The 24,942-nt window shown below is 69.3% G+C and carries 24 protein-coding genes; 10 read left to right on the forward strand and 14 right to left on the reverse strand.

The genetic code is table 11. From position 1 onward, the window contains the following. Positions 1–36 precede the first annotated feature (36 nt). The 11 genes from PV679_RS19125 to PV679_RS19175 form a co-directional block, all read right to left on the reverse strand. The gene (locus PV679_RS19125) at positions 37–1,737 is read right to left on the reverse strand and encodes a hypothetical protein (RefSeq protein ID WP_319681514.1); all 1,701 of its coding nucleotides are present in this window, start codon (positions 1,735–1,737) and stop codon (positions 37–39) included. 341 nt (positions 1,738–2,078) lie between these two features. Continuing rightward, positions 2,079–2,609 carry a GNAT family N-acetyltransferase gene (locus PV679_RS19130; protein ID WP_319681515.1) on the reverse strand — a complete coding sequence of 177 codons (531 nt, stop codon included), beginning with the start codon at positions 2,607–2,609 and terminating at the stop codon, positions 2,079–2,081. A gap of 199 nt (positions 2,610–2,808) precedes the next feature. Further along, a complete protein-coding gene (locus PV679_RS19135) occupies positions 2,809–3,885 on the reverse strand; it encodes an MSMEG_0565 family glycosyltransferase (RefSeq protein ID WP_319681516.1) in 1,077 nt (358 codons plus the stop codon). Then, positions 3,882–4,718: a carbon-nitrogen hydrolase family protein gene (locus tag PV679_RS19140; protein WP_319681517.1), complete on the reverse strand. Its 837-nt coding sequence runs from the start codon at positions 4,716–4,718 to the stop codon at positions 3,882–3,884. The genes PV679_RS19135 and PV679_RS19140 overlap by 4 nt, the downstream gene beginning before the upstream one ends. Next, positions 4,715–5,566, reverse strand: a complete 852-nt coding sequence (locus PV679_RS19145) for a carbon-nitrogen hydrolase family protein (RefSeq protein WP_319681518.1) — start codon at positions 5,564–5,566, stop codon at positions 4,715–4,717. Before PV679_RS19145 ends, PV679_RS19140 begins: the two co-directional genes overlap by 4 nt. Continuing rightward, complete coding sequence (locus PV679_RS19150) at positions 5,563–7,062, reverse strand: MSMEG_0567/sll0787 family protein (protein WP_319681519.1); 1,500 nt, start codon at positions 7,060–7,062, stop codon at positions 5,563–5,565. The genes PV679_RS19145 and PV679_RS19150 overlap by 4 nt, the downstream gene beginning before the upstream one ends. Next, the gene (locus PV679_RS19155) at positions 7,032–8,138 is read right to left on the reverse strand and encodes an MSMEG_0568 family radical SAM protein (protein WP_319681520.1); all 1,107 of its coding nucleotides are present in this window, start codon (positions 8,136–8,138) and stop codon (positions 7,032–7,034) included. The genes PV679_RS19150 and PV679_RS19155 overlap by 31 nt, the downstream gene beginning before the upstream one ends. A 10-nt stretch (positions 8,139–8,148) precedes the next feature. Continuing rightward, positions 8,149–8,682: an MSMEG_0572/Sll0783 family nitrogen starvation response protein gene (locus PV679_RS19160; RefSeq protein WP_319681521.1), complete on the reverse strand. Its 534-nt coding sequence runs from the start codon at positions 8,680–8,682 to the stop codon at positions 8,149–8,151. Between the two features lie 67 nt (positions 8,683–8,749). Continuing rightward, positions 8,750–9,589 carry an amidohydrolase family protein gene (locus PV679_RS19165; RefSeq protein ID WP_319681522.1) on the reverse strand — a complete coding sequence of 280 codons (840 nt, stop codon included), beginning with the start codon at positions 9,587–9,589 and terminating at the stop codon, positions 8,750–8,752. A gap of 12 nt (positions 9,590–9,601) precedes the next feature. Next, on the reverse strand, positions 9,602–10,918 hold the full coding sequence (locus tag PV679_RS19170) for an MSMEG_0569 family flavin-dependent oxidoreductase (RefSeq protein ID WP_319681523.1): 1,317 nt from the start codon (positions 10,916–10,918) through the stop codon (positions 9,602–9,604). Next, positions 10,915–11,229, reverse strand: coding sequence for an MSMEG_0570 family nitrogen starvation response protein (locus tag PV679_RS19175; RefSeq protein ID WP_319681524.1), 315 nt, complete (start codon positions 11,227–11,229; stop codon positions 10,915–10,917). Before PV679_RS19175 ends, PV679_RS19170 begins: the two co-directional genes overlap by 4 nt. Positions 11,230–11,754: 525 nt before the next feature. On the opposite strand from PV679_RS19175, the gene PV679_RS19180 reads away from it, so the two are divergent. The 5 genes from PV679_RS19180 to PV679_RS19200 all read left to right on the forward strand — a co-directional run bounded on the left by PV679_RS19180 (position 11,755) and on the right by PV679_RS19200 (position 16,037). Continuing rightward, positions 11,755–14,100, forward strand: coding sequence for a tetratricopeptide repeat protein (locus tag PV679_RS19180; protein ID WP_319681525.1), 2,346 nt, complete (start codon positions 11,755–11,757; stop codon positions 14,098–14,100). A gap of 180 nt (positions 14,101–14,280) precedes the next feature. Beyond that, on the forward strand, positions 14,281–14,784 hold the full coding sequence (locus PV679_RS19185) for a hypothetical protein (RefSeq protein ID WP_319681526.1): 504 nt from the start codon (positions 14,281–14,283) through the stop codon (positions 14,782–14,784). A 166-nt stretch (positions 14,785–14,950) separates the two neighbouring features. After that, the gene (locus PV679_RS19190) at positions 14,951–15,358 is read left to right on the forward strand and encodes a hypothetical protein (protein WP_319681527.1); all 408 of its coding nucleotides are present in this window, start codon (positions 14,951–14,953) and stop codon (positions 15,356–15,358) included. Further along, positions 15,349–15,774 carry a hypothetical protein gene (locus PV679_RS19195; RefSeq protein WP_319681528.1) on the forward strand — a complete coding sequence of 142 codons (426 nt, stop codon included), beginning with the start codon at positions 15,349–15,351 and terminating at the stop codon, positions 15,772–15,774. The genes PV679_RS19190 and PV679_RS19195 overlap by 10 nt, the downstream gene beginning before the upstream one ends. Then, positions 15,771–16,037, forward strand: coding sequence for a hypothetical protein (locus tag PV679_RS19200; protein WP_319681529.1), 267 nt, complete (start codon positions 15,771–15,773; stop codon positions 16,035–16,037). Before PV679_RS19195 ends, PV679_RS19200 begins: the two co-directional genes overlap by 4 nt. A gap of 704 nt (positions 16,038–16,741) precedes the next feature. Here the strand turns inward: PV679_RS19200 and rpmF are convergent. Then, entirely contained in the window at positions 16,742–16,912 is a 171-nt protein-coding gene (rpmF, locus tag PV679_RS19205) for a 50S ribosomal protein L32 (RefSeq protein ID WP_319681530.1), read from the reverse strand. A 418-nt stretch (positions 16,913–17,330) separates the two neighbouring features. On the opposite strand from rpmF, the gene PV679_RS19210 reads away from it, so the two are divergent. The 4 genes from PV679_RS19210 (at position 17,331) to PV679_RS19225 (ending at position 19,135) form a co-directional block, all read left to right on the forward strand. Next, positions 17,331–17,753 carry an Hsp20/alpha crystallin family protein gene (locus PV679_RS19210; RefSeq protein ID WP_319681531.1) on the forward strand — a complete coding sequence of 141 codons (423 nt, stop codon included), beginning with the start codon at positions 17,331–17,333 and terminating at the stop codon, positions 17,751–17,753. Positions 17,754–17,917: 164 nt separating this feature from the next. Continuing rightward, the gene (locus PV679_RS19215; RefSeq protein WP_319681532.1) at positions 17,918–18,379 is read left to right on the forward strand and encodes a J domain-containing protein; all 462 of its coding nucleotides are present in this window, start codon (positions 17,918–17,920) and stop codon (positions 18,377–18,379) included. 162 nt (positions 18,380–18,541) lie between these two features. After that, on the forward strand, positions 18,542–18,679 hold the full coding sequence (locus PV679_RS19220; RefSeq protein ID WP_319681533.1) for a hypothetical protein: 138 nt from the start codon (positions 18,542–18,544) through the stop codon (positions 18,677–18,679). 198 nt (positions 18,680–18,877) lie between these two features. Continuing rightward, positions 18,878–19,135 carry a hypothetical protein gene (locus PV679_RS19225; protein WP_319681534.1) on the forward strand — a complete coding sequence of 86 codons (258 nt, stop codon included), beginning with the start codon at positions 18,878–18,880 and terminating at the stop codon, positions 19,133–19,135. Between the two features lie 248 nt (positions 19,136–19,383). Here PV679_RS19225 and PV679_RS19230 read toward each other — a convergent pair whose 3' ends face one another. Continuing rightward, complete coding sequence (locus PV679_RS19230) at positions 19,384–20,142, reverse strand: DeoR/GlpR family DNA-binding transcription regulator (protein WP_319681535.1); 759 nt, start codon at positions 20,140–20,142, stop codon at positions 19,384–19,386. A 73-nt stretch (positions 20,143–20,215) separates the two neighbouring features. Here PV679_RS19230 and PV679_RS19235 point away from each other — a divergent pair, with 73 nt between their 5' ends. Continuing rightward, on the forward strand, positions 20,216–21,427 hold the full coding sequence (locus PV679_RS19235) for an MFS transporter (protein ID WP_319681536.1): 1,212 nt from the start codon (positions 20,216–20,218) through the stop codon (positions 21,425–21,427). A 25-nt stretch (positions 21,428–21,452) separates the two neighbouring features. Here PV679_RS19235 and PV679_RS19240 read toward each other — a convergent pair whose 3' ends face one another. Then, entirely contained in the window at positions 21,453–24,710 is a 3,258-nt protein-coding gene (locus PV679_RS19240) for a family 78 glycoside hydrolase catalytic domain (RefSeq protein ID WP_319681537.1), read from the reverse strand. Between the last annotated feature and the right edge of the window lie 232 nt (positions 24,711–24,942).

Consider the following 24,942-nt stretch of genomic DNA (forward strand, 5'->3'; position numbering starts at 1 on the left):
GGTGACGGGCGTCAGCGATGAATGGTGGCGTTGGTTTCAGCCGAGCGGGGCCGGAGGCAGGAGGCGGAGAGCGACCTCCTCCCGCAGTTCGCCGGCCCGGAGTGTCACGGTGATGTCGTCAGGTGACAGTCCTGACCGCAGGCAGGCGTAGACCACCGCCGCAGGCAGGCCTGGATCGTCGATGTCCTCGGTCGTCACCGCTTCCAGGATCCGTCCGTCGCGCAGCCCCACAAGGAAGCCGCCACCGGTCAGGGGCGCCGCGGCGAGGCGGCTCCCGGGAAAACGGCCCAGCGTGGCGCGGATCCACCGTCCGGCGGCGACCGTGGTGGGAGAAGGAGTGCGTCGAAGCAGCACGGAGGCGCTCTCGGTGAGCTGTTGGTCCCTTTCTTCCTCGTCACACGCGAGATGGAGGAACGGCCCGGACCCCTCGTCGACCTCGCCGGACGTGGCAGCCGGATAACGACATACGGTGATCGAGTGCCGTCCGGCGACGGAGGACACGGTGGTGGCCACGATCCAGGCGGTGACGGCGGTGGACGACACTTCGGCGGGCGCGAGGGCCAGTACGGGCGGCGGAGGAGAGCCCGGCTCAGTGAGCCGCATCAGGCCGTACACGGCGGTGCGCAGCCGCGCGAGCGCGTGCCCCGGGTCGGCGAAGGCGGCGGCTGAGACCTCCGCGTAGCGCTCGGGAGTGTGTTCCCGGGCCGTGGAGTCGATCTGCTGACGCAAGTCCTCGCACGGATCGAGGGACGGTGCGGCCCGTCTGAGGCGAGTGATCGCTGTTCCGGCCACCGCGTCATCTCCGAACGCGGCGAGCAGCAGGGGCTTGCCCAGAGCGGCGCCGTACAGTGTCACGGAACCGTGGTCGCCGATGACGACATCGGCCGCGACGAGGGCCGTCCGCCAGGCGTGAACCGGTGGCATCAGCAGCATGCCGGCATCGAGAGCGGCGGCCTGGAGCGTGCGGATCTGCCAGGCGCCGTGGCCCGACCACACATTGGGATGGATGATCGCGGCCACACGGTACTCGTCGTAGGGCAGGGCGGCGAGGATACGGGCGGGAAGCTGTGGATCCCGGCCCATCAACGAGGTGGGTCCCCAGGTGGAGCTCACCACCACAAGGCGCTGACGGTCCGGGACCGACAGAGCGCGCCGGTAGGAGCCGGCTCGCGGCAGACTGGCACGCAACTGGTCGTAGACGGGGTCTCCCACCAGCAGCGTGTGGCCGTCGGACTTGGGATGCGCGGCGACAAGCTGCTCTTCCTGGTCCGGGTGCGAAATGGCCAGCCATGCGCGGCCGGACTCCAGCAATGCGTCCGGTACCACTCCGGACAGACGCGTCCGGTTCGCCCGGGAGTCCGGTACCCGTTTCTGGAAGCCCACTCCGTGCGGCAGTACGAGCACCGGGCAGTCGCCTTCCGGCACATCGATGTTCTCGCTGGCGGAGAGGATGAGATCGGGCGCGATGTCGGCCAACTGCGACCAGGGCATGACCCGGCACCCGGCGTCGCGGAGCAGATCGAGTACGCCGTCATTGAAGGCGGAGGTGGGGTCGTGGGCGAAAATGACGTTCACTCGGTTGTCGCCACGCAGGAGAGCGGGCAGTGTCTCCAGGACCCGCACGGTGGACGTGACGGTTCGTGCGGCCACGACGAGTGTTCTCACGCCGGGAAATGTGCTCCAGCGCTGGGCGTCGTGCCCGACAGGCACGCGAAGCCGGCCGACGCTAGCAGGCATGGTCACACCGAAGGCCGCGGCCGGCGCGGCGACAACAGCGCGATAAGCGGCTCGCGGCTCGCGGCTCGCGGCTCGCGGCTCGCGGCTCGCGGCTCGCGGCTCGCGGCTCGCGGCTCGCGGCTCGCGGCTCGCGGCTCGCGGCTCGCGGCTCGCGGCTCGCGGCTCGCGGCATTATCAGAGCTCAAGCCGCACATCAACCTTCCTGGTGAATCGGGTGTGCTGAACACGATCCACGGTACCGGTGAGGCACACACGAGACCCAGGCATCGCCAAGCTTCGGCGGCTCCTCCAGGCAACCACACCTCTCCACAGGTGAGTTGAGCGAGTCGACCGCGCGGTCCTCAGCCGACGCGCGTACGACGCCGACCGCTCGGTGTCGCACCGGGCGCGGCGGCTGTCAGCGGCTTGGCGTAGCAGCGGCTGAGCTCATGGAAGCGGTAGTGGCCGAACTTGGCGCAGGGCTCATAGCCGCTGGATGTGTAGAGCGAGATGGCCTCCGGCTGTTTGGTGCCGGTCTCCAGGACCATCCGGGTGCGGCCCGCGGCGCGCGCGTCGTCCTCCAGAGCGGCCAGTATCAGCCGGGACAGACCGCGGCCGCGCGCCTCCGGGATGACGTACATGCGCTTGATCTCGGCGTCACCGTCTTCGTACCCGTGGTCGTTCTCTTCCTGGCCGCGCCATCCGCCGGTGGCGACCGGGATGCCCTGGTCGTCGTAGACGATCAGATACAGGCCGTGCGGCGGCTCGAACATGACCGGGTCGAGTGGAGTGACATCCCCTTCGTCCCCGTATCGCTCGGCGTATTCGAGCTGCACGCGACCGTTGAGCTGGACGGCGTCGGGGTGGTCGAAGGAGGCAGTGTGAATATTCATTCAGTCCATCGTACTTCTATGCGGTTACGGTGGTGAGGCGGTTTTCGTCTCACCGAAAGCGACGAGGACGCCGGATTGTGCTGCCTCGTCGCGACACAGTGTGGCTGAGCCTCGGCCCGACTCGACAAACCCACTGGTCGGAAGGGCCTGCCACGGCGCGAGCGTGCGGAAGGCGCCGGCTCTCCGGCCGCCGGGCCGTTCAGCGCGATGAGCGGTAGAAATCCAGATGGCGCTGTGCCGCGCTGTCCCAGGTATGGCGGGCGGCGAGTTCCCGGCCCGCCGTACGGCGATCGGGGTCGTCGTCCGTGAGCGCCGCGGCGAGGTGGGCGGCCAGGGTCCGTGGGTCGGCGCCGAAGCGGGCGGCGGGGCCGAACACCTCGCGCAGGACGGGCAGGTCGCGGACGACCAGCGGCACTCCGGCGGCGAGAGCCTCCATCGCGGCGAGGCCGAAGCCCTCCTTGACGGAAGGGAACACGAAGGCGTCCGCGGCGGCGACGAGCGGCGGAAGATCGTCGTCGGCGACCTGGCCGAGGACGTCCGGTGCGACGCCGAGTTCCGCGGCGCGGCTTTCCCAGCGGGCGCGGTAGTCGCGGTAGTCGAAGAGGGTCTCGCCGCCCGCGATCACCAGCCGTACACCGGGATGGTCGGCGCGCAGGAGCGCGTAGGCCTCCAGGAGGTCCAGGGAGCCCTTCCGGGGTTCGATTCCGCCGACGGTGAGCACATAGCGGCCGAGACGGGAGCGCCAGGCGTCCCGGGCCGCCGGACCGGTGGAGGCGAAGCGGTCGTAGGCCACGCCATTGGGAATCACCTCGGCCGCCAGGCCCCAGCCCTCGGCGAGTTCGTCCGCGACCGACCGGGAGACGCAGATATGGGCGTACGGCTCGACGATGGCCCGTTCGTGGCAGGCGGCGAGTTCGGGCGTGGTGAAGTGGTCGAGGTGGTGGACGGTGCGGATACAGCGACCCACCGCGTTGGCGCTGATGCAGTCCTGAGCATGGACGATGTCGTACGGGGACGGATCGAAGGCGTCGCGCAGGATGGAGATGGAGCGGAGGATACGCTCGCCGACGGTCTCGTCCACGGGTCCTTCCGGGAACGGCACGATCCGTACGCGCACGTCCGGAGCGACCTCACGGAAGAAGCCGGAGTCGCCGCCTCGTCCCAGCGACCAGACGGTGACGTCCTCTCCGGTCGCGGCCAGCGCTTCCGCGAGCGCGAGCGTGTGCACGACACCGCCGCGCGGCTTGGTGGAGTAGCTGAGCAGAGCGATCTTCATGAGGGAATCTCCCGGTACGCGGAGGGACGGCGCTCGTCGAGGTGGCGCAGGACGCGGCGGGCGCGGTCTATCTCGGCGGCGACATCGACCTCGGCGACGGCCAGGCCCGCCTTGGCCCAGGTCCGGGCGAGGATGTCGCCGCCCGGACCGACGACCTTGGACTGGCCGAGGAACCGCATGCCGCCCATGGCGCCGGTCTGGTTGGAGGAGGCGAGGACGACCTGGTTCTCGGCGGCGCGCGCCTGGTCGTACAGGTCGAAGAGCTTGGCCTGCCGGTCCTGGGCCATGCGCGGAGCGCGGTTGGTGATGCTGGTGGGCCAGGCGGAGAGGCAGGCGAGGATCTCGGCGCCGTCCAGGGCCAGGGAGCGGGCGGACTCGGGGAACGTCTTGTCGTAGTCGATGAGCATGCCGACCCGGCCGACCGGGGTGTCGAAGGCCGCGAAGCCGTCGCCGGGCGTGTAGACGGCGACCTCGCCGGCCGGCAGATGCACCTTGCGGTGGCGGCCGAGGACGCCGTCGCCGCTGACGCACACGGCGGCGTTGTAGCGCTCGTCGCCGCCGTCCTCGCAGTAGCCCACGCACACGACCATCTCGGCGGCGAGCCGGGCGACCTGGTGGATCAACGGATCGTCCGGCTTCAGGGCCGGAGGGAGGGCCGCGGGGTCGGGATGGCGCAGATCCGCCAGATAGCCGCCGAGCGCGGCGTCGGGCAGGACGAGCAGCCCGGCGCCGGAGCGGCGCGCGTCGTCGATGAGTTTGGCGACACGGGCGAGGTCGAACTCCAGGTCGCGGCCGAAGTGTGCGGCGGCGGCCGCGATCCGGACAGTTCTCATCTGCTGACTGCTCCCGCGTACGTGTAGGTCTCCGGACGCCGGTCCCGCAGGTGCCCCATGGCGCGGCGAGCGGTCTCCAGCGCCTGGGCGACGTCGAGTTCGGCGATTGCCAGGCCGGCGCCGACTCCGGTGTCGGCGAGGATCTCGCCGCCGGGGTCGACGACCTTGGCACTGCCGACGAAGCGTAGCGACCCGAAGACACCTGTCTGGTTCGCGGAGACCCACACGATCTGGTTTTCCAGGGCGCGGGCCCGGTCGAAGAGGTCGAAGCGGCGCTTCCAGCGGTCGTTGACGAGATCGGTGGCGGCATGGGTGCGCGCGCCCGGCCAGGCGGAGACGACCACGCCGATCTCGGCGCCGTCGAGGGCCAGCGCGCGGGCGGACTCCGGGAATGCCTTGTCGTAGCAGATCATCATGCCGATCCGGCCGACCGGAGTGTCGAAGGCGTGGAAGCGGTCGCCGGACGCGTAGCTGGCGTCCTCGCCCAGTGGCTGGTGGACCTTGCGATGATTGCCCAGCACGCCGTCTCCACTGACGCAGACCACGCTGTTGTAGCGCTGCCCGTCCGTGCCCGCCTCGCAGTAACCGGCGACGACGGTCAACTCGCCCGCCAGCGCGGCCAGCCGGCGCACCTCGGGGCCGTCGAGCGCGAGCGCCGGCGGGCCCTCGTCCAGCTCGGTGTCGTTGTCGAGGCTGAGCAGATAGCCGCCCAGGCAGGCCTCCGGCAGGGCGAGCAGCCGTACGCCCTCGGCCCGGGCCTCCTTGATCAGTCGTTCGGCGACGGCGAAGTCCTCTTCGAGGTCCCGGCCGAACTCGGCCGCGACGGCCGCCATACGGAGCGTGCTCATGCGGTCCCCATTCCGGTCACCGGGCCGGCGACCGCCTCTGTGATCTCTCCGTCGGGCCAGCGCAGCCCGACGCCCTGTCCTGTGGTCAGCTCTCCGCACACGGCATCCGTGGCGGGCCCGGCGGGCAGCGGTGCGGCGCCCGGTCCGTCCGTGGTGAGCATCGCGAAGCCGGGGAAGCACGTGAGCCAGTCGCCCATCGCCGTACCGCGCGGGCGAGGTACGGCTGCCATGTCGAGGACGGCGCCGCAGCCGCTCGCCTCGGCGAGCATGCCCAGGGTCCCGGCGATCCCGGCCATCGACACGTCCTTCGCCGCGGCGGGCCGGACGGCGGCCACCGCTCCGGTCATCGCGCGGAGTTCGTCCGTACGGCGGTGGCTGGACGAGTCCCACTGGCGGCCCCGGTAGCCCGTGCGCCAGCCGCCGCCGAGGTCCGCGGTGAGCCGTACCGTATGTCCGGGCCGTCCGCCGCCGCCCGGCACCGGACGGTCCGTGCGGCCCAGCGCCGTCACGGACAGGGCGGCCGGTACGCCGAGCTGGGTGTGCCCGCCGAGGACCGGCACGCCGTATGCCTCCGAGGCCCGGCCGAGTCCGGCGAGGATCCGCCGGATGTGCGCCGCGTCCTTCGCGCCCACGGCGTCGAGCAGACCGATCGGCGAGGCTCCCATCGCCGCGAGGTCATTGACATTGACGAGGACCGAGCACCAGCCCGCCCACTCGGGGTCGCGTTCGACCATGGACGGCACGATCGCGTCGCACGCGGCGATCACATCCGTGCCGGGGACGGACGCTCCGTCGTCGCCGACGAACCCGGCGCCGCCGAGCGCGGCCCGGCCGTCGACGAGGCCCGCCGCTCCGTGGAAGGCCGCGAGGAGCGGCCCGAGCGCGGACTTGGTGGCCGCCACCTGCGCCGCGATCCGCCCGATCGGCCATCGCATCAGCACATGCGGCATGTCCGCGACCGTGATCTCGCGTACGGAGCGCCAGCCGAGCCGTGTGAAGAGCACCTCGCCACGGACCTGGACGGTCGCGTCGAACCGCAGGACGCCTTCGGCCTCCGCACGGGCGCAGGCCGCCCGTACCAGCGCCGCGCCGATACCGTGCCGGCCGGCCCGGCGGGCCACGACGAGCCGGCCACCTTGCCACCAGCCGAGGTCGGGACCGTCGTCGACCGGTCCGAGGCGTACGCCGCCGACCACGGTGCCGTCCCGGTCCTTGGCGACCAGGACGACGGTACGGGCGTCGGCGTCCCGGTCGTCCAGGTCATGGCCGGCGAAGAGTCCCTGCTCATGGACGAAGGCGTCCCGGCGCAGCCGGCGATAGTCGGACAACTCGCCTGTGGAGGTGGCCTGTTGGACGCGGAAGTCGGGCCGCCGCGCCAGGGTGCTGCGGTCGCCGAGCAGCGCCAGGATGTCGGCCGGGCTCTCGGCCGTCGGCTGTGCGGCGGATCCGTCGAGATACACGCAGCTCACCCGCCCGCCGTCCGCAGCACGCTGCACGCCCCGCAGGCCGCGCAGCCGGCCTTCTGATCGGCGCCGCTCATCCCGGCCGCGCGCAGCTTCAGCGCGACGCCTTCGGTGACGTACCGCAGCACCTCCGCGCTCGGGGCCCTGATTCCGTCGCGGGCCGCGAGTGTGCCGCTCATCGGGCGGAACGGGACGACAAAGGGATAGACACCTCGGCCGATCAGCCTTCCGGCGCCCGCGATCAGCTCGTCCGGGTCCTCGCCGAGGCCCACGAGCAGATAGGTGGAGACTCGGTTGGGCCCGAAGACCCGCACCGCCTCGTCCCACGCGGCCTCGTACTCGGCCATCGGCACGCTCGACTTGCCGGGCATCCAGCGGCGCCGCACCTCGTCGTCGAGGGACTCGACGTGAATGCCGATGGCCGTCGCTCCGGCGTCGTGCAGCGCGCTGATCCACGCGAGATCGCCGGGCGGTTCGCACTGCACCTGGACGGGCAGGCCCGGCACCGCCCGCAGCACCGCCCGGACCGACCGCGCCAGGTTGCGGGCGCCACGGTCGGGACCGGCGGTGGTGCCGGTGGTCATGACCATCTGCTTGACGCCGTCCAGCCGTACCGCCGCCTCGGCGACCTCGGCGAGCTGCGCCGGGGTCTTGGCGGCGACCGTCGCACCGGAGCGCAGGGATTCCTCGATGGTGCAGAACCGGCAGCGGTCGGATTCGGCGTAGCGGACGCAGGTCTGGACGACGGTCGTGGCGAGTACGTCGGAGCCGTGCAGACGGGCTATCTCCTCGTACGGGATGCCGTCGGCCGTCGTCAGGTCGTAGAACTTGGGCCGTCGTACGGCGGTGAGGGAGAGCCCGGTGTCCGTGAGAGTCCCGGTCTCGTCGCCGAGCCAGACCTTGCCGTCGCGGACCGTGTAGGGGCTGTCGGGGTTGCGGGGCAGCGCGGCGTTGGCACCGTCGACGAGGACATGGCCGTCGTCGCTGGGGCCCGCGCCGTCCGGCCGTTCGACCTCGACGCCCTGACGGATGCCGCGCAGAGCGAGCTCGGCGCGGGTCATGATCCGCACGTCCACCGCCGTACTCGTCGTATCGGTGCCAACGCTCACGACGTACCCCTTAGAGCTGGTAGGTGGAGTTGATGATGGCGCCCTTGCGGGCGTAGTGGATGATCGCGTCCTGGACGTCGAGCGGGTGGGTGGGGATGACGCCTTCGATCAGGTCCTCCTCGCGGGCGCCGTGCAGCGAGAGGCCGAAGCGGCAGCAGTAGACCTTGCCGCCTTCTGCGATGAATGTCTTGAGCTGGTTGTTGATGTTGTGCTCGCCGGGGAAGGCGGAGTTGCCCACGGTCGGGAAGCCTCGCGTGGCAAGGCAGTTGAGCGATCCCGGGCCGTAGAAGTAGATGGCCGCCTCGAAGCCCTTGCGCAGCGCGCGGGTGGCCTGGAGCACGGCGACGAAGGACACCGAGGACTCATGGGCGATGCCATGGACGAGGGTGAAGTAGGTCTCGCCGTCCTCGGCCTGGTAGTCGGGGAAGACCTTGGTGGAGCCGTAGATGCTGGAGCCCTCCGGGAGCGAGGGGTGGGCGATCTCGCCGAGGGACTTCTGCTCGACCTCGGTGAGTTCCGTGGTGGTGGTGGCGGTGTCGGACATGGGCTGTCTCCTGGGTGAGTCGGGAGTTTCGGTACGGGGTTCGGTATGGGATGTGACGAGGCGGCGGTCAGTCGTAGAGCGCGGCGAAGGTGTCGCGGAAGACGAGTTCGCCGAGTTCGCCGCCGCCGGTCGCTTCGGCGAGCCGGGCGTACTCGCCGGTGAAGTCGCCCCACGGCTGGTCGCTGGCGAAGAGCACCCGGTCGTGGCCGATGCCTCGGCGCTCGATCTCCTGGGCCAGCCAGCGCGGTGTGAAGCCGATGGCCCAGGAGAGGTCGGTGTAGACGCGCTTGCCGGACTCGATCCAGTCGAAGAACCGCGAGCCGACGAGCTTGATGTGGCCGCTCATCCCGCCGCCGAAGTGCACGAGATGGACGGGGACGTGACCGGCGTACCAGTCCACCAGGTGGCCGACTTCGTCGATGTCCGAGGCGGCGCCCGGTGAGGTGTGCACATGGACGACCAGTCCGTGCCGCTCCGCCGTCCGGAAGATACGGTCCAGGTGCGGGCGGCAGGCCGGGTCGGTGGGGCGGCCGCCGAGCAGGAAGCTGAGCTTGAGAGCTCGTACGCCGTCCTCTCCCGCCAGGGCGAGGGCCCGCTCGGTGCGGTCGCTGTCCTCCGGGCGCGGCGAGACCCACAGCCCGGCGCGGACCCGGTCGTCGCTCTGGGCCGCCTCGATCGCCAACTCGTTGAAGGAGAAGGCGACGGCGGGATCCGGAACGCCGTAGTTGGGGATCACCAGAGCGCGTTCGGTGCCTTCGGCGTCGAGGTCGGCGAGGAACTGCTTGACGGTGGCCCGGGCGGTGGTGTCCGGGTTGACCGGAGGGCCGCCGTAGAAGGGATACGCGGGCAGGACGCCAATGTGGCGGTGTGCGTCGAAGACCATCCGGCGGCGTGTGTCGAAGACCATGCGGGGCTCCTGTCAGCCCAGTGGAAGGGCGGAGGCGACGAAGTCCGGCGCGCCGGTGAGCGTGCCGCACACGTCGGCGAGGCGGCGGCCGGCGTCGATGTGGTCCGCGAGGAACTCGGCGTCCCGGCCGACGGCTTCAAAACGTCCGGAGCCCCACGAGTACTGCCAGGGCAGGCCCAGGAAGTACAGGCCGGGCGTGCTGGTGGCGCCGCGCCAGTGCATCGGGTAGCCACGGCCGTCGAAGGCGGGTATCTCGATCCACCGGTGGTCGCGGGTGAAACCGGTGGACCAGACGACGGAGGTGATCCCGGCCTGCGCCAGATCGAGTCCGGCCGCGTGCCCGGACGGCTCCCACACCGGTGTGTACCGTGCCTCGTGGGGTGCCTGGACGCCGTGTGCGGAGATATGGGCGTCGATGGCGTCCTTGATGCTCTCGGCCACCGCGTCCGCCCGGTCCAGGTTGACCTTCAGATCGTCGGCGAACTCCAGCGCCGTACCGTCGATGCCGGTCAGCCGCCCGTACAGCCGCATGCCGTCCCGGGCGAAGGCCCGCAGGTCGATGTCGCGGCCGCCGTCGCGCCCGGTGACGTAGTGGTTGACCCGCATCCGGACGGCGGCGGCATCGTCGAAGGCGTCGATGCCCTTCGCGTAGTGACCCATGTCGTCCAGCCAGGCCACACAGTCCCGGCCCCGGTAGAAGCGGGCGACCCGGGGCGCGCCGCCGACGGCCAGATGCACCTGCCGTCCGGCGAGATGCAGGTCCTCGGCGATCTGGCATCCGGACTGGCCGGTACCGACGACCAGGACACCGCCGTCGGGAAGCTGGTCGGCGTTGCGGTAACGGGAGGAGTGGATCTGTGTGACGCCTGCGGGCAGGCGCTCGGCCATCCGTGGGACGGACGGAGTGTGGTACGGACCGGTGGCCACCACCACCTGATCGGCGGTGAACGTGCCTTCCGTGGTGGTCAGTTCGAAGCGGCCGTCGATGGCGCGTCGCAGCCCGGTCACCGGCACGCCCTCCACCAGCGGGGGCCGGAAGAAGGCCACATAGTCCAGCAGGTACTGGACTATCTCGTCACGGACCATGAACCCGTCCGGGTCGTCGCCCCGGTACGGGAAGCCGGGCAGCCTGCACTGCCAGTTCGGGGTCACCAGGCAGAAGGAGTCCCAGCGTCGCTCACGCCACTCGTGACCGACCCGCTCCGCCTCGACCACGACATGGTCGATGCCGCGTTGGCGCAGGTGGTAGCTGACCGACAGGCCGGCCTGTCCGCCGCCGATCACGGCCACCGGGTAGTGGGCCCCGGCGAGGCGTACCGCCGGGCTCATCGCCTGCTCCCGTCGGCGTTGACGAGGGACTCGACGGTGACCTTGGCGGCCACGCCTCCGTCGGCGGAAGCGTAGGCGGCGGCGGTCCGCTCGATGTGCGCGAGCTGGTCGGACGCGCCGGTGCAGAAGAAGCCGAACTTCTCCCGCACTCGTTCACCCGCGATACCGAGTGCCGTGCGGCTACGCTCCACGAAGTCGGAGAGTTCGTACTCGACACCGACCGCGAGGTAGTCCTCGACTACGGTGGACGGCGAGTAGCAGCGCTGGGTCGCACCATCGGGCCAGCGCACATGGAAATAGATCTCAGGCATGAAGTCCTCCATGCGAGGCGCCGAGGCCGGGACACCTCGCCGCTGCTTATGAGGACAACTTCAGTCAGTCGCGATTACCGAACCGAGTCATCCGGAATAAAGCGGAGTTACAGGATCCTCACGGCAGGTGAGATTCCGTGTGCGCTGGGTTGCCTCAGAGGCAAATTCCGGATGGGTGCATTTCGTGCGCGGCTGATTCGCTGGGGGGTTTGCTCTGCCGCTGGCGGTGTCGGGTTCCTGCTTTCGGCGATGAGTCGTTCGCTGTGGACCCGGCGCGGCCGGCGTCGCCCTTGACCACCTGCCCGACGGGCTCAGGATCACCGCGTGAGGCGGCGTCGGTAGCTGTCTCAAGGGGCGGCGGCCATGGACGCGATCGTAAGGTGAGGCCCGGTGTGACGGGCCGGTCCTGCCGGCGGTGGTCCTGCCGGAGCGAGTGTTCAGTGGGGCGTGAATGTCCACTAATATGGTGGGCTGTGCGGATAGGGGAGTGCGGTGGAAGGCGGGAGCGGCACGCGGTTCGGGCGGATGTTGCGTGAGTTGCGGCGGGGTCGGGGTCTGACGCTTGAGGAGCTGGCCGAGGCGTCGGGTGTGTCGGGGCGCGCGATAGGTGATATGGAGCGGGGGCGTAGTCTCCGTCCGCATCGTGGGACGGTCGCCGCGCTCGCGCAGGGTCTGCGGTTGGACGAGGCGGCGCATGCCGAACTGCTGGCGGTCGCACGTGCCGCGCGTCCGGACGCGGGATCTTCCCGCACCGGCGGCGCGTCGCCGGAGCGTCAGGAGACAGCGCCGGAGGTCCAGGAAACCCTCGTCCGGCCCGCCCAGCTGCCCGCCGGTCTGGCGGTCTTCGCCGGCAGGCAGGCCGAACTCATCCGGCTGCGGGACATCGCCGGCGAGGTGACGTCCACGACGCCCGGAGCCTCCACGACGGCCGCAGCCTTCACGACGCCCGCAGCCTCCACGACTGTGCTGCTCAGTGGCATGGCGGGGGTGGGAAAGACCACGCTGGCGGTGCACTGGGCCCACACGGTGGCCGACCGGTTCCCGGACGGCCAGTTCTATGTGGACCTGCGCGGGTTCGATACCGCGAGGACGGCCATGAACCCCGCCGAGGCGCTCAGCGGCATGCTGGAGGCATGGGGACTGCCACCGCACCGCATACCGACCGGCATGGACGCACTCGTGGGTCTGTACCGCAGTCTGCTGGTCGGCCGACGGGTCCTGGTACTCCTGGAGAATGCGGGCGCCACCGAGCAGGTACGCCCGCTGATGCCCTCCTCACCCGGCTCCCTGACCCTGGTCACCAGCCGCAACACCCTGCCCGGCCTGATCGCCACCGGGACCCGCCCGCTGCGCCTGGAGCCGCCCACCCGCACGGACGCCCACGCGGTGCTGGCCCGGCGGACAGGCACCGAGCGCCTGTCCGCCGAACCGGAGGCCGCCGACGACATCATCGAGCAGTGCGGACGTCTTCCTCTGGCTCTGGCTCTTGTGGCCGCCCGTATCCAGTACAACGGGGATTTCGCTCTGTCGGCCGTCGCCGCCGAACTCCGCTCGTCCCAGGACAATCTGGACGCCTTCTCCGGCGACGGCGGAGCCACCGACGCCCGCGCCGCCTTCGCCTGTTCCTACCGGCTCCTCTCGCCCGACGGCGCCCGGGTCTTCCGGCTCCTGTCGCTGCATCCGGGGCCCGACATCGCGGTGTCGACAGCCGCCGCTCTCGCCGCCTCCCCGATGCGGACAGCGCGCACGGCACTGGGCGAACTCGCCAACGCGAACCTTGTCGTGGAACGCGTACCGGGCCGCTACGGGCTGCACGACCTGTTGCGCCTCTTCGCCACCGAGCTCACCGAGATCCACGACTCCCCGGCCGAACGCCGTGCCGCTCAGCACAGGATGTTCGACCACTATCTGCACAGCGCGTATGCCGCGGATCAAGTGCTGACCTCGAACATGAATCCCCTGCGGCTCGCTCCGGCCCAGCCTGACGCACTTCCGGAAACGTTCACCACCCACAGCGGGGCCCTGGCCTGGTTCACCGCGGAACGGGGCGCGCTGATGGCAGCCGTCACCGAGGCCAAGAGGACGACGTTCCTCACTCACGCATGGCAACTTCCCTGCTGCATGCATATTTTCCTCGACCGGCAGGGACACTGGCAGGACATCGCGGCATCCCAGCGCACTGGTGTGGATGCCGCACGGCAGGACGGAGACCTGCTCGGAGAAATCACCACTCTCCGTAAACTGGCTCGGGCGCTGACTGATCTGAACCAGTACGAGGCGGCCGGCAGCCACATCAGGCGTGCTTTCGAGATAGCTGCCGAACTCGGCGATCCCGCGGAAAAGGCTTACACGCATTCGATCATGAGCTGGCTCCTGCATCAACAGGGGAGATACGGTGAAGCACTGGACCACGTCTCTGAAGCGTTGCGCCTTTTCCGCAGCATCGGCCTCCGTTCCTTCGAGGCCATGCAACTGAACACCCTTGGCTGGCTGCACACCAGACTCGGAAATTACGAGGAGGCCGCCGCCCATGCCAAAGAGGCGGTTTGCCTGACCCGAGAGATCGGCGACTCGGCTCACGAGGCCGTCGCCTGGGACACTCTCGCGAACGCGCACTACGGGCTGGGCGAATTCGAGGCAGCGATCCGCTGCGCCCGCCGGGCTCTTGACATGCTGCCGGAGGGAGGCGATGTGTACAACGAGGCAATGATCCGGGAACGGCTCGGTGACGCGTACGCCGCCGTCGGCGACCAGAACGCGGCCCGCGCCTCGTGGCATCGCGCGGCCGACCTGCTCGGGCAAGTGGAACGGCCGGAGGCGGAACAGGTGAGAGCCAAGTTGGAGGCGTTCACCGATCCTCCTGAAAGATAGTGCGTCGGCTCCTCGGGAACGATTGTGCGGGGCCGTGCCGCGTGACCGTCAGAAGCCGTATCCCAACCGAACGTGATCCCTTGTTTCCTGCTGGTCAGGCATGGTTTCGCTCGGGTTGAGGGAGGCATCGCGACGTCTTGTGTCCGCTTTGGCACCAGCCCCCACTCGGCGAGCGCCGACTTGACTCCCGCCATCGAGGTCGCCCGTACCGCAGAGCAGACACCGCCCCAACAATCGCCCTCCGGCCCCACGGCGTCCGTCGGTCCGGGCGGCGAAAACGAGGCCGCCCAGAAAGAGGCGATCCGTGAGCGGGCGGCGGGCGCGGCGAGCGGAGACCCGGCATCGCCCCAGCCGTACGACCCGGCCGACGAGGACTTCCAGGACCCGATCGTGACGAAGGGCGACGTGACCGTCTATCGCCCCACGGCCACCGACTCGGGCCTGATCGTCCCGGTCACCGTTCGCAACCGAGGCAAGGAAACTGCCTTCTATGACGTTGCGTTGGAGGTCACCGGGCCCGGCGGGTTCGACGCCGCTCTGCGTATCCGTATCAGGGGCGCCGGACTCGACCCCAATGCGACTTGGCCCACCGAACTCACCGCAACCGACCCTGGCAAGCCCGTTCCTGCCAAGCCGGCCATCACCGTCGTGAAGATCGACAAACGAGCGTACGGCACCGAGTGATGTGCGCCGCCCGAGAGCATTCCTCACTCGCGGTACTTATTTTCGGCACTCAACTCGGACGGTGACCGCCTAATACTCCAGGTGGCCCCTTCTTGTGAGGTCGGGTGGCGTCGATCTCGTCCAGAAAACAATCGGCGTTTTTACCAGCGAAAGGTTGCTTGCCGTAATGGCTGACGAAATGGTGCTCCAGGCCCAGAAGTGGGTCAACTCCACCTACAGGAACGTTTCCGGCTACAACCCAGTCACAGAAGACGGCAAAACCGGGTGGAACGCCATGTATTCCCTGACCCGCGCGCTACAGCACGAACTCGGTATCACGGCACTTTCCAACGCTTTTGGCCCGACGACATTGTCGAGGCTGCAGGCCAGGGGTGCCATCAAGGTCGGCGAGTCCAACAAGAACATCGTCAAAATCATCCAGTGCGGGATGTATTGCAAGGGCTACAGTGCGGGCGCCATCGACGGGGAGATGTCCGAGGCAACTCGGGCAGGCATCGACACGATGATGCGGGACATCGGCCTTGTTCCTTGCCGCGCAAAAGGCAGAGAAGAGGTAGGTGCCGCATGTTCCTGATGGGCGCGTTGCTGGCTGCAAGTCTGGCCACTGCAGCGGTGGGCATCCTGGTGGTTCTTATCCTGCTGAGCCACCCGCCGCTGCCTGTGCCCAGGACCTACGCGCTTGTCGCCCTGATCCTGGCTTCCTCGGCGGTGGCGGTGTACTGCTACGGCTGGTTCTCCGTCAGCACGGGGGGCCCTTTTCCCGAACTGTGCACGAGCCGGAACGACGCTGGCGCCGACTTGGCGGCCATCAAGCAACAGTACTGGCCCCTTCGGAACGCCTGCGTGTATTCCGACGGGTCGACCGTGGAGTACGTCTCGATGTCGGTCACCGTGTTCGTATGCCTATTGGTGGGTGCCGCCCTCGTCTCGGCCGGCACCTCCGTATACCTGCGCAAGCGAGTCAGAAACCCTTCTGGAGTGATCTCATGAACACCGATTTCTCGCGCCGCACCCTGCTCAGAGGATTCACCGGTGTCGCCGCCGGAGCCACACTGCTCGCCACGGGGGAGGGCCTGCTCGCTCCCGGCACCGCCCAGGCCGCCGACGCCTCGTGGAACGAGTCCAGGTCAGCGAACGGGTGGGAGGTCCTCACCGCGCGCTCGTCGGGCACCGCCACCTACGACATACCGGGAACAAACCTCAGAGTCGTCCTGCGAGAAGGGGATGCGCGTCGGCTGACATCGGCGGCGTAGGCGGCCCAGTCGCCGGCGGATGCCTTCTGTCAATGAACGGCCACTTGGATATGGACGCCGAGCATCCGCGCGAGGATGGCGGCGGGTAGTTCGGCGGCGAGGGTGAACAACGCTGTGGAGCGGTCCTGTTGGGGGTCGAATGCCGATCTTGTGCGGCCGCAGACCGGCCTGACTGTCGCTGAGCGGACGCCCTGGTCGTCCTCCGGGGAAGAGCCAGGAAGCGTCGTCCGAGTGCCGATCTTGGCCTTGCCGCGTCGGGTCGCGATGAGCTCGCGGACCAGGGCGCCAAGCGGCATCGGAAGCGTGACGGGCGAGGTTCCCAAGGGTGATCGCGACGGTCTTCCCGGTGATGTCGACGTCGCTGCTGGACGCCGCCGCATCCGGCGACATCCGCTCCGACGTCGTCCCGTACGACCTGCTGCCTGCCACGAGCGACATCGGCGCACCAGACGACCACGGCTCCACTCGGCGGGCGATCGCCCTGCTTGTCGACGGACTCCGCTACGACGCCCGCACCGGGTCAGTCCGAATTGACGGCTCCGTACTCCCAGACACTCACTCGGCCGGCCTCGGCGGGCCCTTCGGTCCGGGGCCGGGTGGAGGCGAGGCGGGTGGAGTGGGTCCCGGCCTCGTTCGTCGATGCGGAGCAGGTCGACACCGCCGTGGAGAACGGTGCCGGGCGGCAGGCCTGCGTCACAAGCCGCTCAGCCCTCGGGACGCAGGAGACCGCGCTCGTAAGCCTTCACCAGCCGCTGCGGCACCTGGTGGACAGCGCCGTCGACCGTGACCGGTACGAGCTGGGGCGTCGTGGCCTTCCACTGCGCGCGACGGTGACGGGTGTTGCTGCGGGACATCTTCCGCTTCGGGACTGCCATGGGGACCTCCTCGGTCGTCGTCGGCAACGCTATATGAAAATGATGGTCGTTACCAAGCGGAATGATTGGACTGGAGCGAGACGGCTGGGCGACTCATTGTCCGGCCGGGTCGGTGCGGGCGTGGTCGCCGGAGGGTGATAGGCCCTGGTCCTCTCGCGTCTGACGGTGAGTGAGGTCGCGGAGCCGGAAGGCCGGCCGGTCCGCGGCGGTCGCTCGGGTGGCGCGGAGCGTGGTTCGGCGGTGAGCTGGTGAGAGTGGGAGTCCGCGGCTTCGGGTGCCGCGTCAGTGCGCCGCGCCTTCCATGTACGAGAGGGAAGTTGAATGCGCGATTGTCAAGATTCCGGCGTCGGGCCATATAATGGATTTGCGCAATATGTGTTTTATGTCCAGGGAAATTCCGGAAAAGGAGTGATCAAAGATGCTCATGCGAACCGATCCCTTCCGCGAGCTGGACCGGCTGACGCAGCAGGTCCTGGGCACCGCCGCGAGGCCGACGGCCATGCCCATGGACGCCTTCCGGGACGGCGAGACCTTCGTCGTTGAACTGGACCTGCCCGGCGTGACCCCGGAATCCATCGACCTCGGTGTCGAGCAGAACGTGCTGACGGTCAAGGCCGAGCGCACTCCGAGCGCCAACGAGAACGCGGAGATCCTGATCGCGGAGCGGCCGGTTGGATCGTTCAGCCGCCAGCTCTTCCTCAGTGACACCCTGGACACCGAGCGCATTGAGGCGTCCTACGATGCCGGCGTCCTCAGGCTGCGCATTCCGATCGCCGAACAGGCCAAGCCTCGCAAGATCTCTGTCAGTGGCGAGAACGCTCCCAAGGAGATTCACGGCTGACGCCCGCGTATCGGGACCCGGCGCGAGAAATCAGGCGCCGGGTCCTGTCGAGCCTTTCGCTTGGCTGCGTTCTGCTCGCCGATGACTGTCGAGCCTTGGCGTGAGTATGTTTGAGATGTATCACTGCATATGTGAGAGTTCGATCACCTGTGAGGTGAGCGGAGATGGCAAGGCGGCCGGATCCCGGCGGTGGGTGCGATCACTACGCGGTGCTCGGTGTGCGGCCCACCGCGTCGGCCGCGGAGATCACCTCCGCCTATCGCAGACTGGTGCGGGCATTCCATCCCGACGTCAGCCCGGACCGGTCCGAGTCCGATGATCGGTTCGCGGCTGCGTCGGCCGCCTACGAGACGTTGCGCGATCCTGTCCTGCGTGCCGCCTACGACGCCCAGCGAGCCGGGCGGGATCCGGCCACGCGACCAGCGCGCGCTGTTCCGGTCAGAGTTGGAGAGGCGCGGCCGTCGAGGGCGACGGATATGACGGTACGTCCGCTCACCTCCGGTGGCGCCGCGTTTCTGCGGGCAGGTCCCACCAGGATGGGACCGTCCGCCGACGAGTCATGCGATTCCCGGCCACCACTGCTCAGAGGATGGGTTCTGGTGTGGAAGTGGACCGCTGGGCAATGAAGCGGCGTACGGCCGGCTGAGCGCCTCGCTGCCGGAGATGTGGCGCCGAGCGACCCGATATCCATCGCGCCGCCGTTACGGGTGTGACCCGGGTCATTGCGCCCATCAAGGGCATTGAGTCACGATCGGTGACGATCTGCCCGAGAGTCGAAAGTAGTCCCCATGAGTGAGCACGTACACGTCCGCCTGAATCACGGCTTGGGTGTGTCCGAAGCGGGAGAGCTGGTCGAGCATTCCCGCTGCCTGTGCGGAGCGACATGGACCAGGACGTACGAGACGGACAGCCTGGAATCCGAATGAGGTAGCTCACTCGGACCGATGACGGCCCGCGGCCGGCTCCCGGGACGTGTCCGGGCCGATCTCCGAGGTGCGCGACATCTCGCCGCGTGGTCGCCCGAGGCAACCCTTCCAGGCGTGCGGCGGTCCTACCGGGTGCCGTGTTCAGAGGATCAGCCTCTGCCGGCGCGTACCGGTAACCGACTGGAAAGGGCGCGGTCCATGGAGCTCGACCCCGGCCTCTGCCTGGACGTCCCGGAGGGTTTCGACGACGCGGATGCTGAGAACCAGGTGCATCCCATGGCCAGGAAGCTGTTCCCCGCCACAACTGCCGCGGAAGCCTTCAGGAAAGCCTATGAGTGGGTGAGGGAACACAGAGTCTTCCTGGTGGATGTCTCTTGGGATTTCGCGCACGACGAAGACCGGCCTTACACACTGAGTATCTATTTCACGTTCGAGCTGGAACCCGAAGACGGCTGACAACGGCTACGCGCTCTCGTCCGGATCAGCCGGTCGTCACGGATTCACCTGAGGGCCGTCCCGTCATCCCTGGTGATGCCGGGAATGGCCCGGCGCAGGATGGAGAAGTGCACAGGCTCGCGCTGGAGCAGGACGGCCATGATCGGACCGTGCCGGCGCTTTCCGAGCAGCGCGAATACACGCGTGCCGGGCGTCGTGGGCCAGGCGGGATGTGTCAGACAGGGCCTGAGCGGGGAAGCCGGCGGCGCTCACACCCTCCGAACGGCCACGCCCGACGCCGCCATCGCGTCCAGCTCGTCGCGCGGCGCGTCTTCCTCGGTCACGACGGCATCGAGGGCGGAGGCCGGTGCGACGAAGGCAAGCGCCGTACGGGAGAATTTGGCCGTCTCCGCGACGGCGATGACACGGCGGGCCGAGGCGATGGCGGCGCGCTTGATCGCCGCGTCGGCCAGGTCGTAAGCGGTCAGGCCGTCCGCGGCGGTCAGCCCGCAGCAGCCGACCACGGCGGTGTCGAAGCGCAGCGCGGCCAGTGACGCCTCGGTCAGCGGACCGGTCAGGGCCAGTTCGCCCGGACGCGGCTCGCCGCCGGGCAGCAGCAGTCTCAGCCGCTCTCCGCCGGTGAGAGCGTTGGCGGCGTGCAGGGACAGCGGCATGACGGTCAGGCGCCGGTGTTTGAGGGCGCGGGCCACTTCAAGGCAGGTGGTGCCGCTGTCGAGGACGACCGACTCGCCGTCGCTGATCAGTTCGGCGACTTCGGCGGCGATACGTCGCTTGGCGTCGAGCCCTTCCCGCGCGCGGAGTGCGAACGGAGGCTCCTCGCCGCGCAGCAGCAGGCTCCGGGCGCCGCCCCGGTAGCGCTCCAGTACGCCCTGGTCGGACAGCGTCTCCAGGTCGCGTCGGATGGTCATCTCGGAGGCGCCGGTGCGCTCCGCCAGCTCCGCCACGCTCAACTGCCCGCGCTCGCGGACGGATTCGGTGATCTGCCTCAGTCGGTCTGTGCTCGCCATACCAGAAGTGAACAGGAACGGTGCGCAATAAGCAATCTATCGAACATGAATTGTGTTTGATATGTTCGAAGTCATGAAGAACCCCCTACGGGCCGCACGGCAGGCCACCTTCGCCTTCTTCACCCTCAACGGCTTTGTCCTGGGGATGTGGATCGTCCACATCCCGGCCGTGGAGCAGCGCGCGGGCATCGGTCACGCCGTGCTCGGCTGGCTGCTCCTGCTGCTCGGCGCCGGTGCCTTCGCCGGCATGCAGGTGGTCGGACCGCTCGCCGACCGCTACGGCGCCCGCAAGGTGGTGCCCGCGAGCGCGGTTCTCTGCAGCGCCGCGGTGGTGCTCCCGGGTCTGGCGGGAGGCCCGGTGACGCTGGGCGCCGCTCTGCTGGTGCTCGGCTTCGGCAACGGCTGTCTGGACGTCAGCATGAACACCCATGCCGTGCAGGTCGAGCGCGGGTACGCGCGACCCGTGATGTCGGCCTTCCACGCGCTGTTCTCGGTCGGTGGAGTGCTGGCGGCGCTGGTCGCCGCGCGCACGCTGAGCTGGGACTGGAGTCCGGCGGCGACACTCGCCGGGGTGAGCGTCCTCGGCCTCGCCGTCACCGCGCTCGCCGCTCCGGCACTGCTGCGGCCGGAGCGCACCGGCGGCGGGACGAGCCAAGGGCCCGAAGCGGTCCCGTCCGGCGGGACGCGGCGGAGGACACCGGCGCGTATCTGGGCGCTGGCCGCGCTGGCCCTGATGCTGATGCTCTGCGAAGGGGTCGCCAACGACTGGAGCGTGCTCGGGCTGCGAGACATTCTCGACGCCTCGGCCGCCACCGCGGCGCTCGCCTACGGTGCCTTCGCCACCGCCATGACGATCGGCCGGCTGCTCACCGACCGTCTGACCGCGCGCTTCGGTCCGGTGGCCGTCGTTCGCCATGGCGCCGCACTGGCCGCGCTCGGCCTCACGGCGGTCGCGCTCGCTCCGTGGATCCCGCTGGCACTGATCGGCTGGACCGTCTTCGGCATCGGACTCTCCGGCTGTATCCCTCAGCTCTTCAGCGCCGCGGGCCACGCGGACCAGGACAACGCGGGAGCCAATGTCTCCCGGGTGGCCGGGCTCGGCTACCTCGGCATGCTCGCCGGGCCCGGCGTCATCGGACCGCTCACGCACTTCGTCCCGCTCAACGTCGCGTTCTTCCTGCCGGTCGCCTTCTGCGTGGTCGCCGCCTGCGCGGCCGGGATCATCCGTCCCGAACCGCGGGCGGCCGTGGAGATCGCTCCCCTCGATCTGCCGGCCGGACACTGAAAACCCGAAGGCGGCCCGAGTTCGCTCAGCCGGCCACGGCCTTCGCCGTGAACTCCCAACTGCCGTGCGGGGCACGGTAGATGACATGGCCGGGCCCGGACCGTACGAATCCCGCACCGCTCGGCGCGTCGACGTCGGACCGGCGGGCCGCGGGCACATGGACCTCCGCTTCAGCGCCCACCGGGACCTCGACCGTGAGGCGCAGACCATTCCCGGAGCGCGCCCAGTCCACGGAGGCCCGGCCCCGGACCGTACGGATCGAGGTGCGCGCCCAGTCGACACCCGTGCGCGCGTCCGGCCGCACGGTGAAAGTGCGGTATCCGGCGTCACCGGGGCGCAGGCCGGCCACGTTCTCGTACAGCCACTGCACGACCGTTCCCTGGAAGTAGTGGTCGCGCGAGCGTGAGTCGAGCGGCCACATCTCCCACATGGTGTCGGCTCCCTGGTCGAACCAGTAGCCGTAGCTCGGATAGGTCCGTTGGGTGGCGATGGCATGGGCGATGTCGGGATGTCCCTCGGCGGTCAGCGCGGCGAACAGAACACTGGTGCCCAGCGCACCGGTGTTGAGGTGGTTGCCGCGCGCCGCGATGTCGTCGAGGAGACTCTTGATGACAGTTGGGCGGGCGGCGGCGGGCACGAGCCCGAAGGCGAGCGGTATCGCGTTGCTGGTCTGCCGGTAGCCCGGATCCTTGGCGGTGCGGTAGTGCCCCTCGGCCGAGAGGAAGGCCGTGTTGAGGGCTGCCATGAGTTGCTCGGCGGTCCCGCGGTAGCGGTCGCCGGTCGCGTTCTCACCGAGGATCTCGGCCATCTCCGCGGTGTGTACCAGCGCGCGGTGCAGATAGGCGGTAGCGGTGAGCCGGGTGTCCTCGGGAGGGTTGCCGCCGTAGCCGGGCGACAGATAGTCGCCCAGAGCCGTGACGGCGAGACCGTTCTCCAGTCGGGAGATCTCCCAGTCCAGGTAGCGGGTGAGCGCGGGCCAGTGGTCACGGGCGACCCGGTCGTCACCGTAGACGCGGTACATCTCCCGTATCAGGAAGGGATACACGGTCGTCCACTCGGGAGACGGGCCCAGTTCGTTGTAGCCCCAGCCGCCGCTGGGCACGATGACCGGCAGGTGGCCGTTGGTGAGCTGGCTGTCCGCGAGGTCTCCCAGCCACTTCGAGAGAAAGCGGTGGACTCCGAACGCGTACGCCATGACGGGCGTGCCGAGCTGGGCGTCACCGGTCCAGCCGTTCTTCTCGTACATCGGTGTGTCGGTCGGGATGCCGTGCAGATTGTTGAGCAGGGTGCGGCGCATCGCCTTGTCGAGCCGTTCGTAGAAGGGCTCGGAGCAGCGGAACTCACTGACCTCGTCGACCCTGGTGTGTACGACGCGGCCGAGCACATGCTCCGGTGCGGGGCGCCGAGGCAGTCCGCTGATCTGGACGTAACGGAAGCCCTTGTACGAGAATTTGGGCTCCCAGATCTCCTCCCCGTCCCCGCCGCACACATACTCGTCGGTCTGGAAGCGGCCCGGCACATGATCGGTCGCGGCATGCACGCTTCCGTCGTCCTTGAGCTTCTCGCCGTGCACCAGGCGAACAGTGGTCCCGGCTTCGGCGGTGACGGTGAGACGGCTCCAGCCGGCGAACGTACGGCCCATGTCGACGACGTACACGCCGGGGCTCAACTCGCTGATACCGGTGGGCCTGACCGTCTCGATGATCTGAATGGGATCGTGCGGCTGCGCACGCACCGCGCCTTGGGGAGCGCTCTGCTCGGTCGCCGCCCGCCAGGCGCCGTCCTTGAAACCGGGTTTGGTCCACGAGCGCGGCGCGCGGCGCGCGTCGTAGGTCTCCCCGGCGTAGAGCGAGTTGGTGAGGGTGGGCCCTTCGGTGATGCGCCAGTCGGAGCCGGTGGCGACGGTCGTACGTGTGCCGTCGGGATGGTCGATCTCCAACTGCGCGAGAAGGCGGGGCTCGCCGTGCCAGGGCGGAGTGTGCCAGTTCCAGACGTTCGGAGTGGTCATGCCGAAGAATCCGCGACCGAGCGTGACGCCGATGGCGTTGGCCCCGCGCCTGAGCCGTTCGGTGACATCGTGGACGGCGTAGAGGACGGTCTCGTCGTAGTCGGTGAAGCCGGGGTCGAGGACCTGCCTGCCGACGCGCTTGCCGTTGATCTCCGCGTCGTAGTAGGCGAGTCCGGAGATATAGAGGCGAGCGCGCGCGACCGGCTTGGCTACGGTGAACTCCCGGCGCAGCAGCGGCGCGGGAAGTTCCGGCAGGTCAAGGCTGACGCCCTTGCCCCAGGGACCCTGGCCGTACGGGGCGAGGACCGTGGCCGCGGGCCAGGAGCTGTCGTCGTGGTCGGGCCGCTGCCAGCCTTCGTGTTCGGTGTCGGTCACCCGCCAACCGTCGCCGGTGACGAGTTGGTGGTGTCCGTCGCCGGTACGCACGTCGAGCCGGGCGAGAAGTCCGGCGGGGTTGACATCGTTGCCACGGTTGGTGGCGACAACGGCCAGCACGATTCGTCCGGCCGCCGCGCGGACCTGCGCCGTGACATCGGCCGACAGTCCGACGCGCCAACTGTCCGTGCTCTCTGGCTGATGCAGCACCCGCTGTCCGTCGAGGTGGAGCGTGAAGTCGTCGTCGGCCGTGGCTGTCACCGTCGCTTCGACGATGTCGGCCCCGGCGGGCAGGTCGAGTACAGCCCGGAACCAGCGGGGTCCGACCGGAGCGCTCGATGTGGTCGCGCCGGGCGACCAGATCCAGGACGCGCCGTCGAAGCCGGGCGGAGCGGGCGGCGCGTCCGCGCCGATCCAGCGGGCCCGCCAGCCGTCGGCGGGCAGTGCGGTCTCCCACCAGCGCACGGCACTCCACGAGGAGCCGCGGCCCCGCTCGTCCCAGACACGGACCTGCCAGTGGTAGCGGGTGCGGTCGCGCAGCTTCGGTCCGGCGTAGGGGACGTTGACGGTACGGTCGGACACGACGCGACCGGAGTCCCAGAGTGGCCGACGGCTCAGGCCTTCCGGGCCGGTGGCGACTCTGATCCGGTACGCGCTCTGCCGCGCCCCGTGGCCGTCGGCGCCGAGCTCCCAACTCAGGTGCGGCGCGGCCGAGTCGGTGCCGAGGAGGTTCTCCGCGTACTCCACCGTGGTCCGTTCCACGCGCAGCCGGCCCGCCCCGGGGCCCGGCGGCCGGTGGGGAGCGGCCGTGGCGCTGCCGGTGGCCAGTGCCGGGGCTCCGGCGGCAGCCGTCACCACGGCGGTACGCAGAAAGACCCGGCGGTTCCAGCCCTTGCTCATGACTCCTCGCCGCCCGTACGGGAGTTGTCCATGGGGTACTCCTCAGTGTCCGTGGATCATGGCCCCTGGCGTTGTGAAAGGTTTCAAGTCGGTTGCCCGGAAGCTAGACGGGCCGACGAGGCGCCGTCAATGGGTCCGCGCATCTGAATTTTTGTCCGACCAGGATGTCAAGGGCCCCTGAAAATGCCTGATTTGGACCCTTGACGCCTCATGGTGGGGACGCTGACCATCC

It is taken from the genome of Streptomyces sp. AK02-01A (assembly GCF_033795305.1).
In the GTDB taxonomy this organism is placed as follows: Bacteria; Actinomycetota; Actinomycetes; order Streptomycetales; family Streptomycetaceae; genus Streptomyces.